Here is an 11,013-nt window from a genome sequence, read left to right on the forward strand (position 1 = left end):
TTTGGATCAAGACAATGTGACCATGCTTAAATTGCCTCCCTACTCACCTGAGCTTAACCCTGCTGAACAGGTGTGGCAGTACCTTAAACAGCATTGGTTGTCTAATCGCTGTTTTGAGAGTTATGATTCGATTGTCGATGCGGCATGTGACGCTTGGAATGCATTGTGTAATGAGACTAACTTAATTAGGTCTATCACTCAGCGGGAGTGGTGCGACTTGAGTGTTATTTTTTAGAATTGGTATTATAGCTACTTTCTAGCGATCACTATCTTCAAATAAATTCTCTATCGGCTGATTGTGGATCTTGGATTGCTGCATTACCTTACTGCCCTCATGATCTTTTTCGGACCAAAAGTTAATATTAAACTGAGCATCCTCACTTAATTCAACCCGGTGCCAATACTGCGGTGGGCTCACTGCAAACTCGCCAGCATTAATAACGATTCTTTTTTCAGGCTCAGTCGCTTGTTCATCAACGAAGCCATAAAAAATAACTGTACCCTGCATCACACAAATTTGCCCATAGATACCTTCGGCAGTATTGTGATGGGTTAATAATGAGGGAGGAATGTTGTCTTTGGTAAAAAATGGTGTGGAGCGCTTCACTCTCCAGTGACTTGGAATGACAATATGGCTCATGTTATTTCCTTACTATTATAGTTAGAGATTAAATTAACGACTTCCTGTCGGGGTTCTAGCTTATAGACTCTCTTCTTCGCGCTTAACATTTTTGGAGCTGGCATCATAAATAGCTTGTAGCTCTTGCTCAGACAAAATTTGTTGAGCCAGCAGAAACAGCTCACGCTCTTCAAAACGGATATGATCATACAGCACACTGCCAAGCTCCTGCACTTGAGCAGCGCTAAGGCTTTGTAACTCGATAAGTTGGTATAGTTTATTGTGCTGCTCCACTATTTGATCGATAACCTCTGCTACTTGAGGGTGGCTGTGTCGATAAGGCTCGAGCTTAGCCAGCATTAAATCATCTTCCACTTTAAAGTGGTTGGTCATATTTTTATTAATATAGTCTGTCAAAGCCGTCCAATGTTTGGCAATTTCTTCAACATCATTGGCGCACTCTTTGGCATGGCGGGAGATAACCAATCCTTGGTGATGCTCCCGGGATAATGGCTGGAGTTGAGCAGCTCGTTTCATAACAGTTCCTTATTATTATGTCTTTATCAAAATATATTCAAGGGCAGCTATTTAACTATTATCCTACCCTCGGTATACATTCTCTTGAGACAGCTCCATTTGAATGCCGTCAATATCCGCTTGCTCAGCAAGCGCATATAGATAATCACATAGCCCATGATGGAAAGCTTGCTGCGCCAGTTTATTAGCGATGGCAGGTTTGGCTTGCAAGTAGTCAAGCTGAACACCCGGCTGTTTATCCATCACATCGACAATATGAAACCCATAACGGGTCTCAACAGGACTTGGCGCTAACCCTTCATCCATAGTAAATACCACGGACTCAAACTCAGGTACTGTTTGACCTTGGCTGAGTACACCCAGCTCTCCGCCCTGCTCTTTAGAGGGGCACGCTGAATACTGGCGAGCTAATTCGATAAATTCAGCACTTGGGTTATTGCTGTTTTTGATTTGCTCAATCAGCTCGTACGCTTGTTTTTTACGTGCCAAACGCTCTTCGCCATCTTCAGGAAGACTGGCTAATAAGATATGGCGTACCGACATAATTGGAGCAGTCTTATAGTCAGATTTGTTTTGCTCGTAGTAACGCTCACAGACCTCATTTTCAGGAGTGGCTGCATTTACGTTTTTATCAATCAAGTCTGAAATGGCTTGTTCTTCATTACTATCCCAAGCCTCTTGACCAAGTGCCTCATCATTAAGTACAGCATCCTTTAATAGTTCACGTACTACCAAGGCTTGAGTCGCTAGGAACAAAGCATCTTCTTTGGTGGGTGCTGGATGATACTGTAGCTCTTGTGCAATGGCCTGTTTGTCAATCATCACACCATTGACGTAAACACTTGGCAACTCTTCGCGACTAGAAGCAATTAAATTTTTATGATTGCTACGTTCCTCCGCCAATGCTTTTTCAATAAACTCTTGGTCAGAATGTGGTTTCTTTAGATCATCTGAGGTCGGCATAATGCGAATATTATCATCAGCGACTTGTCTTGGATCATAGGTCATTGCCGTCATTTTTTACTCCATTAAGTCATACTCCACTATAAAGCCAATTCAAAAAAATCAGTAAGCTTTATAGTGGTTTTGCTTTAACAAAAGCGTATTAATGACTTCTTAACGTAAATAGTTTAACCAGCACTTAGGCTCATTTTTGGACCAAAGGGCTCGTAGTGAATGTAGTCGTTACTGTGCTCTAAAGCGGCTAACCCATCGATCATACTGTCCATAAATATCATGGAGCCACAGACATAGACATCTGCTGGGTTAGGTAGGGTTTTTAGCCACTCTTCGTTTAACAACTGATTGCTTTCAAAGTAGAACGTGCTTTTTTGTACCTGTTCTGCTTGCTCTAATAAAGCATTAATCCGACCATCAAAAGCGTGGAAATCTTGGTTTTGACAAGCATAGGCCCAAATAATAGGACGCTTTGGATTGGCTTTAACTTGTGCTTCAAGCATGGCAAGTACAGGGGTTACACCCACGCCAGCACTGATTAGTACCAATGGGATATCATTTTGTTCAATCAGTGATTGGTTTAATTTAAAATCACCAGCAGGGGCTGACAACAATAGGGTATCGCCTACTTCTATCTTATCGTGTAAATGATTAGATACCAGCCCGCGGTGCTCATTTCTGTTATCACGGCGTACAGCGAACTTTAGACCTTCACTACTATCGACTGAATACAATGAGTAGTGTCTTAATGCGATATGATCGCTGTCCTCAGGATCTGTTTTAACCGTAATGTACTGACCCGCTGTCAATGGTAGGCGGCTAACATCAAAGCTATTGTCTTCAGGTTGTACTGTGAAAGCTGCGATATCAGAACCTGTGATTTCTTTTTTGATAACTTTAAAAGGTATAAAGCCTGACCACATGGCCTCTTGATACATATCTGCTTCGACTTTAATAAACACCGAAGCGATCTCGTCATAGGCCTCAGCCCAAGCATTGATAACCTCATCGGTTGCCGCATCGCCTAGCACCTCTTTGATAGCGCCTAATAGATGTTTGCCGACAATGGGATAGTGCTCAGGTTTAATTTGTAAGGCACGGTGCTTATGGCCTATTTGCATCACTTGCGGTAGCAACACTTCTAATTGCTCTAAGTGCTTTGCAGCCGCTAAAACAGTGGTTGCCAAAGCGCTTTGCTGACGTCCTAGCTTTTGGTTGGTTTCGTTAAAGATATCCAACAGCTCAGGGTGCTCGGCAAACATATTTTGATAAAACACCGTTGTAATCTGAGTGCCGTATGTTTCAAGGACAGGAACCGTTTGTTTAACAACAGCTAGTGTTTGTGGTGATGCCATTTTTACTTCCTTAATGATTGCCTATCAGTAATAAGTTGCAGCAATCATGATTGATGGGATAGAAATTGCAGCGTTCGCTACAACGAAAGCTATTTTATCATAACATTCATATAAAATGAATGTTATAAATCTACCCCATCAATCTTCGTTGTATCACTTTTGTGAGACTTTCTATTGCGATTGTTTTTGTCTGACAATTTGATAGCGGCGTCCCAAATACCACACTGGTGCACTGATGATATGAATCAAACGTGTGAACGGGAAAATCATAATCAGCGTAATACCTAGTGTCATATGCAGCTGATAAATCAGATCAGCTTGTTCGATACGAGCTGCCGCATGCCAAGGTCTTAAGATAGTAATATCTTGTGCCCAGCCTGCTAGATTCATCATGGTTAGACCGTCTAGATGCTGCATAGAGGTAAAGATTGAAATCAGCCCCAAGTTTAATTGGATAAACAGCAGCACCAATACTAACTTGTCGCTAAATGATGAGGTATTTGAGATGCGATCATCGGTAAAGCGGCGCCACATCAGCATCACCATACCCACCCAACACACCGCCCCAGCAATACCCCCTACCACGACAGCTAAGATCTGCTTGTTTCCAGCACTGATAAATGGCTCATAAATAAAGTGCGGCGTTAACATACCAAAGAAGTGACCAAGTAGAACGACGATAATACCGACGTGAAATAGGTTACTTGCTAAACGCATGTTTTTATTACGTAGCATTTGTGATGAGCCGGTCTTCCACGAGTATTGTGACAAGTCAAAACGCACCCAAGTACCCACAATAGCGACCACTAAGGCGATGTATGGGTAGATACCAAATAAAAATATTTGTAGCCAGCTTAAGTTGGCCAAAGACTGTACACTAGGATCTGCAATATTCATGTCCTCTCTCTCCTTAAGGCTGTTTAACCGATTTCGGTTTATCGAAATCTACCCAATGTACAGGGGCATCGACTTGTTTTGGTGGCATCACATTGCGGTCTATCGCAATACCTTTTGCGAGGTTTTGAGTGCTTGATGGGCAGCGCTCTTCTTGCTGCGCCCCTAAGAAATCAACCACCTCTTCTTCCCACTCTTGGTCAAGCGCTTCAAACGTATCGTCACGCTGCTCTTGTTGCACTTGCTCCTCTAATGCATCAACCGCATCCAGTGGCTTGCCCGCTATTTGTAGCAGTGCGTTAAAACAGCCTTCATACAGACTGTCTCTGTCTTTGAGTCTTGCCGCAAGTAGCGCAATGATATGACTGACATCAGCGATATCCATACGGATTTTGATTTCATCGCCAGTTACCGCTGCTTGATACGCCAAAAACTCTAAATACATTGGCAAATAATCAGGCAGCTCTTTTTGATCAATCTCAAAGCCAGCTTCTTCATACTGACCCATCAAGTCGACCATGGCCTGACCTCGGTCACGAGACTCGCCATGTACATGCTCAAAAAGCCATAATGATAAAGAACGGCCACGCTCAAAAAGACCATCGTAACGGGCTTGAGCCTCTAAACTACCAATCTCAACCATGTCATCGATTAAATCGATAATTTGTTGACGTACCTCAGGACTCATTAGAGGGGAGCTACTAACTATCTGTTTGCAGACTGTTAAAGTTTCGCCTTCAAATAGCTCGTTGGTAGGATAGTCAATCAGCAAGCTCAATACTTTTAAAATCTTCATATCTGAGTTGCCAATAACTGGCATATCTGCTGCTTGCGGCTTTACTTGTTGAGTTAGCATTGTCATCCTACACCTCCCACTTTTGAACAGTGTCAATGAAGTCACGACGAGTGGCTTTTTTCTGACCAAACATGCTGACGTCATTACTGCCTGAGCAGCCTTCACCGAAGGTGAATCCACACCCATTACGCTCTGCAAATGCATCGCTCATGGCCTCTTCGCGGTGTGCGGTTGGGATAACAAAACGGTCTTCGTAGTTGGCAATCGCTAAGTAGCGGTACATCTCTTCGACTTGTAGCTTGGTTAAGCCCACATCATCCAAGATGCTTTGTACTTCTTGCTTCTCAACCAATTGCATACGCTTATAGCTACGCATCGCAAGTAAGCGTTTTAATGCCATACGCACGGGCTCTTCATCACCAGCAGTTAGCATATTTGCCAAATAACGCAGTGGAATACGTAAGCTATCTACGTCTGGAATCAGACCGTCCATACCTACTTTGCCCGCTTCTGCAGCGTTTTGGATTGGTGATAAAGGCGGTACATACCAAACCATTGGTAAGGTGCGATATTCTGGATGTAACGGCAGCGCCAGTTTCCAATCCATCGCCAGTTTATAAACCGGTGATTTTTGAGCCGCATCAATCACTGATTGAGGAACGCCATCTTTCAATGCTTGAGCGATGACTTCTGGATCGTTTGGATCTAAGAATACATCCAACTGCGCTTGATATAAGTCTTGCTCATTTGGTGTAGAAGCCGCTTCTGCAATCTTGTCGGCATCATATAAAAGCACACCAAGGTAACGAATACGACCCACACAAGTTTCAGAACAAACCGTTGGCATGCCCGCTTCAATACGTGGATAACAGAAGATACATTTTTCAGATTTGCCCGACTTCCAGTTATAGTAAATCTTCTTGTATGGGCAGCCTGAGATACACATACGCCAGCCGCGGCACTTATCTTGGTCAATAAGTACAATACCGTCTTCTTCACGCTTATAAATAGCCCCACTTGGGCAAGAAGCCACACAAGTTGGGTTCAAGCAGTGTTCACACAGACGTGGCAAATACATCATGAAGGTGTTTTCGTACTCGCCATAGATGTCAGCCTGTACGTTGTCAAAGTTTTTATCACGGCGACGCTTTTCAAACTCTGAGCCTAAGATTTCCTCCCAGTTAGGACCCCATTCGATTTTTTGCATACGCTTGCCAGTAATCGCTGAGCGAGGACGTGCAATCGGTTGGTGGTTACTAATTGGTGCGGTATGTAGATGCTGATAGTCGAAGTCAAATGGCTCGTAGTAATCATCAATCTCTGGCAAATCAGGGTTAGCGAAAATATTCGCTAACACTCTGAATTTACCCCCGATACGAGGGTTAATTGTGCCATTGGCATTACGAATCCAACCGCCTTTCCATTTGTTTTGATTCTCCCAGTCTTTGGGATAACCAATACCCGGCTTTGACTCAACGTTGTTAAACCATGCGTATTCCATACCTTCACGGCTGGTCCAAACGTTTTTACAGGTAACTGAGCAGGTGTGACAACCGATACATTTATCGAGGTTAAGCACCATGCCTACTTGTGATCTAATTTTCATGGGTGTGTGCTCCAAATTAAAGTGTTTAAGGTTGTCTTAACCTTCCAAAGTAGTGGGTAGTGGCTGTGGCAATGAATCATCTGGCTTGTTCTCTAACCAATCGATCTTAAACATCTTACGAACCACAACGAATTCATCACGGTTACAGCCCACTGTGCCATAGTAGTTAAAGCCATAAGATTGCTGCGCATAGCTACCAATCATATGCGTTGGCTTTAAGATGGTACGGGTCACTGAGTTGTGGATACCCCCACGGGTTCCAGTTTGCTCAGAACCTGGGATATTGACCAGTTTTTCTTGAGCGTGATACATCAGGGTCATGCCGTCTTTGACACGTTGACTGACCACCGCACGGGCAGTGATTGCACCGTTGACGTTGAACACTTCAATCCAGTCGTTGTCTTCAATACCCGCCGACTTAGCGTCATTTTCAGATATCCAAACCACTGGACCACCACGGTTAAGGGTTAACATCAGTAAATTTTCAGAGTAAGTACTGTGGATACCCCATTTTTGGTGCGGGGTTAAAAAGTTCAGTACAATCTCTTTATTACCGTTTGGCTTAGCATCTTTCATGATGTCCGTAGTTTTGGTATCAATAGGTGGACGATACTGTTGCATCTGCTCACCAAAAGCTTGCATCCAAGGATGGTCTTGATAAAACTGCTGACGACCGGTGATGGTGCGCCAAGGAATCAGCTCATGCACGTTGGTATAACCGGCGTTATAGCTCACCGATTCAGACTCAAGACCTGACCATGTTGGGCTTGAGATAATCTTACGTGGCTGGGCCACAATATCTCTAAAGCGAATTTTCTCGTGCTCACTAGAAGCTGCTAAATGAGCATGCTCACGGCCGGTAAACTCCTCTAATGCCTTCCAACCTTTCACCGCTACTTCACCATTGGTTTCAGGGGCTAACATTAAGATAGTCTCTGAGGCATCGATTGCCGTAAAAATTTGTGGACGGCCTTCAGAGACACCAGGGGTAGTCACACGGTGGTTTAGGTCCCCTAAGTCTTTGACCGCTTTGGTCATATCCCAGTTCAAGCCTTTAGAGCCATTACCTAGTTTCTCAAGCGCCGGACCTAGTGAGGTAAACTTGGCATAAGTATTGGGATAATCACGCTCAACAACTTTGATCATTGGACAGTTTTTACCCGGTACTGGGCGCTCACCAGCCGTTTTCCAGTCGGTTCCACCAAATGGCTGTGCCAACTCGCCTGGGCTGTCATGTTGCATAGGTAGTGTGACCACGTCAGTCTCAACACCTAGATGACCTACTGAAATTTCAGAGAAGCTCTTAGCGATGCCTTTATAGATTTCCCAGTCCGTTTTTGATTCCCAAGCTGGATCTGTTGCAGCCGTTAAGGGGTGAATGAACGGGTGCATGTCTGAGGTATTCATATCATCTTTTTCGTACCAAGTTGCAGTTGGCAGTACGATGTCAGAATACAAACAGGTTGATGACATGCGGAAGTCTAGAGTCACTACCAGATCAAGTTTGCCTTTGGGACCGTCTTCAACGTAATCGACTTCTTTTGGACGTAAGCCATCTGGCAGGTTCTCTTCACTCATCAGGCCGTTTTTGGTGCCTAAGAAGTACTCAAGCATGTACTCATGACCCTTACCTGATGAGCCGAGTAAGTTTGAGCGCCAGATAAACATATTGCGTGGAAAGTTTTGTGGATTGTCAGGTGACTCACACGCAAAACGTAAGCTGCCCTCATGGAGTGAATCCACCACATACTCTTCAATCTCTTTACCTTGAGCTTTGGCCGCTGCTGCAATCGATAATGGGTTGCGGTTCAGCTGTGGTGCTGAGGGCAGCCAGCCGGCACGCTCAGCTTGAATGTTGTAATCAAGCATGTGTTCTGGGAAGAATTTCTTATTAACACGAGGTGATAATATTTCGTGCGCAGATACCGTCTCATGACGCCACTGTGAGCTGTGGTTATAGAAGAAACTGGTACCATTCATATGACGGGGTGGACGGTGCCAGTCAAGGGCAAACGCCAAGGGCAACCAACCCGTCTGTGGACGTAGTTTTTCCTGACCCACATAGTGTGCCCAGCCGCCACCTGATTTACCGATACAACCACACAGCATTAGCATGTTAATCACGCCGCGGTAGTTCATATCTAGGTGATACCAGTGGTTCATACCCGCACCGATAATAATCATCGATTTACCATGCGTCTTATGCGCGTTTTCAGCAAATTCACGGCCCACTTGGATCACTTTTTCACGGGATAAACCAGTGATCACTTCTTGCCAAGCTGGCGTGCCTGGTACAGTCGCATCGTTATAATCATCAGTAACGTGCTCACCGCCTAAACCATTATCAACACCTAAGTTGGCTACGGTTAGGTCAAAGACAGTGGCTACTTTGGCCGTACTGCCATCCGCTAAAGTAATCGTTTTACAAGGAATTCGTTTAACTTGTAGCGCTTCACCTGCTACGGCTGTGAAATAAGGATGTTCGGTATGACCGAAGTAATCAAAGGTCACATCACAGACTTCTTGCTCACCAGCCTCAGATTTTAGGCTTAAAGTTAAGTCGATATCTTTACCAGTTGAGCCATTCTTCTGCTCTAAGTTCCACTTACCTTTCTCACCCCAGCGATAGCCGATCGAGCCTAGCGGTGATACCAGCTCACCGTCGTTATTAAGACCAATAGTTTTCCATTCTGGGTTGTTCTCTTGACCCAAATCATCCACTAAGTCTGAGGCACGCAGGTAACGACCCGGACGGCGGCTACCATTCTCATCTTCTTCCAGCATCACTAAAATTGGCATGTCGGTATAACGCTTAGCGTAATCAATAAAATAATCGCTAGGCTGCTTTAGATAAAACTCTTTGATAATGACATGACAGAAAGCTTGAGCCACAGCGGCATCAGTACCTTGCTTTGGGTTTAACCAAAGGTCAGTTAGCTTTGAGATTTCAGCATAGTCTGGGGTAATAGAAACTGTTTTAGTTCCCTTATAACGTACTTCAGTAAAGAAGTGAGCATCAGGCGTACGAGTTTGCGGAACGTTTGAGCCCCAAGCGATGATGTAATCCGAGTTATACCAGTCAGCGGATTCAGGCACGTCAGTCTGCTCACCCCAAGTCATAGGAGAAGCAGGAGGTAGGTCACAATACCAGTCATAGAATGACAAGCAGGCACCACCGATCAGTGATAAATAGCGGCTACCTGCTGCATAACTGACCATGGACATAGCAGGAATCGGCGAGAAACCAATAATACGGTCCGGACCATAAGTTTTAGCGGTATAAACGTTACTGGCTGCAATGATTTCGTTGACCTCGCTCCAAGTCGAGCGAATAAAGCCGCCCAAACCACGTTTAGATTTATATTCAACCGTTTTGGTGGGATCTTCAACAATACTTGCCCAAGCATCTACTGGATCAGGATGCTGTGCTTTAGCCGCACGCCATAGCTTTAATAAAGGCTTACGAACTTTAGGATATTTTACGCGGTTCGCAGAGTACATGTACCAGCTGTAGCTTGCCCCACGAGGACAGCCACGAGGCTCATGGTTAGGTAGGTCTGGACGGGTACGTGGGTAGTCGGTTTGCTGGGTTTCCCAAGTAACCAAACCGTTTTTCACATAAATCTTCCAAGAACATGACCCAGTACAGTTCACGCCATGAGTAGAGCGAACAACTTTGTCATATTGCCAACGGTTACGATAACCGTCTTCCCATCCACGGGACTCATCCCGCACTTCACCATGACCGTCGGCGAACTCAGCTTTTTTGCGTTTAAAAAAACGGAACTGGTCGAGTAAATGGCTCATATTGCTATCCTCTAGGTTATGACTTCGATGTACAAAAAAGCTCAAAACAGCAGCATCTATGCAGGTACTGTTAGTGCGTGAGCAATAGGTATAATTAGATAGTTTGTATTTTAGAGGGCAAAAACCAACTCGTGTATCAGCTTAGATAGGCAGTCAGCTACTACTTTGGGAGTAGCCACCCCGCAACGAAGGACAGCCAATTTCTTATTTTGAAAAATTTCAGAAAATCACTTTTTTGTAACCGAGCTGGCTTTTTTCATAAAAAAACACCGCTTAGTAAGCTAATGCCAGTCAGTTAAGGCAAAAACTCAATAAAAGTAATAAAATAGCCCATCTAATAAGTAGATGGGCTATTTTACTATGAGACTACAAGACGCTATTAATGAGACGCATAAAAGGATTCCAGACACCCTAGAACAATTTAGTGAATTAATAGATCCTG

The 11,013-nt window shown here is 44.3% G+C and carries 8 protein-coding genes and 1 pseudogene; 1 reads left to right on the plus strand and 8 read right to left on the minus strand.

What is annotated here, in order from left to right:
- A pseudogene (locus A1019T_RS01760) lies at positions 1 to 137 on the plus strand (transposase); the annotation flags it as partial.
- A gap of 119 nt (positions 138 to 256) precedes the next feature.
- On the opposite strand, the gene A1019T_RS01765 reads toward A1019T_RS01760, so the two are convergent.
- The 8 genes from A1019T_RS01765 to A1019T_RS01800 all read right to left on the minus strand — a co-directional run bounded on the left by A1019T_RS01765 (position 257) and on the right by A1019T_RS01800 (position 10,571).
- The gene (locus tag A1019T_RS01765; RefSeq protein WP_077450159.1) at positions 257 to 640 is read right to left on the minus strand and encodes a TehB family protein; all 384 of its coding nucleotides are present in this window, start codon (positions 638 to 640) and stop codon (positions 257 to 259) included.
- A 60-nt stretch (positions 641 to 700) separates the two neighbouring features.
- Complete coding sequence (locus tag A1019T_RS01770) at positions 701 to 1,156, minus strand: hemerythrin domain-containing protein (RefSeq protein WP_077450160.1); 456 nt, start codon at positions 1,154 to 1,156, stop codon at positions 701 to 703.
- Positions 1,157 to 1,219: 63 nt separating this feature from the next.
- The gene (locus tag A1019T_RS01775) at positions 1,220 to 2,173 is read right to left on the minus strand and encodes a peptidylprolyl isomerase (protein ID WP_077450161.1); all 954 of its coding nucleotides are present in this window, start codon (positions 2,171 to 2,173) and stop codon (positions 1,220 to 1,222) included.
- A gap of 113 nt (positions 2,174 to 2,286) precedes the next feature.
- Positions 2,287 to 3,468 (minus strand): globin domain-containing protein, encoded by a 1,182-nt coding sequence (locus A1019T_RS01780; RefSeq protein WP_077450162.1) that lies wholly within the window; start codon positions 3,466 to 3,468, stop codon positions 2,287 to 2,289.
- A gap of 171 nt (positions 3,469 to 3,639) precedes the next feature.
- A complete protein-coding gene (gene narI / locus A1019T_RS01785) occupies positions 3,640 to 4,365 on the minus strand; it encodes a respiratory nitrate reductase subunit gamma (protein WP_077450163.1) in 726 nt (241 codons plus the stop codon).
- A 13-nt stretch (positions 4,366 to 4,378) separates the two neighbouring features.
- Positions 4,379 to 5,224 carry a nitrate reductase molybdenum cofactor assembly chaperone gene (narJ, locus tag A1019T_RS01790; RefSeq protein WP_244156493.1) on the minus strand — a complete coding sequence of 282 codons (846 nt, stop codon included), beginning with the start codon at positions 5,222 to 5,224 and terminating at the stop codon, positions 4,379 to 4,381.
- 1 nt (position 5,225) lies between these two features.
- Entirely contained in the window at positions 5,226 to 6,764 is a 1,539-nt protein-coding gene (narH, locus tag A1019T_RS01795; RefSeq protein WP_077450164.1) for a nitrate reductase subunit beta, read from the minus strand.
- A gap of 36 nt (positions 6,765 to 6,800) precedes the next feature.
- Positions 6,801 to 10,571, minus strand: coding sequence for a nitrate reductase subunit alpha (locus A1019T_RS01800; protein ID WP_077450165.1), 3,771 nt, complete (start codon positions 10,569 to 10,571; stop codon positions 6,801 to 6,803).
- Between the last annotated feature and the right edge of the window lie 442 nt (positions 10,572 to 11,013).

This window comes from Psychrobacter piechaudii (genome assembly GCF_900162825.1).
GTDB lineage: Bacteria > Pseudomonadota > Gammaproteobacteria > Pseudomonadales > Moraxellaceae > Psychrobacter > Psychrobacter piechaudii.

Coding starts and splice junctions, on each gene's coding strand:
- A1019T_RS01765 (WP_077450159.1), bottom strand. CDS start 640: ATGAGCCATATTGTCATTCCAAGTCACTGGAGAGTGAAGCGCTCCACA.
- A1019T_RS01770 (WP_077450160.1), bottom strand. CDS start 1,156: ATGAAACGAGCTGCTCAACTCCAGCCATTATCCCGGGAGCATCACCAA.
- A1019T_RS01775 (WP_077450161.1), bottom strand. CDS start 2,173: ATGACGGCAATGACCTATGATCCAAGACAAGTCGCTGATGATAATATT.
- A1019T_RS01780 (WP_077450162.1), bottom strand. CDS start 3,468: ATGGCATCACCACAAACACTAGCTGTTGTTAAACAAACGGTTCCTGTC.
- narI (WP_077450163.1), bottom strand. CDS start 4,365: ATGAATATTGCAGATCCTAGTGTACAGTCTTTGGCCAACTTAAGCTGG.
- narJ (WP_244156493.1), bottom strand. CDS start 5,224: ATGACAATGCTAACTCAACAAGTAAAGCCGCAAGCAGCAGATATGCCA.
- narH (WP_077450164.1), bottom strand. CDS start 6,764: ATGAAAATTAGATCACAAGTAGGCATGGTGCTTAACCTCGATAAATGT.
- A1019T_RS01800 (WP_077450165.1), bottom strand. CDS start 10,571: ATGAGCCATTTACTCGACCAGTTCCGTTTTTTTAAACGCAAAAAAGCT.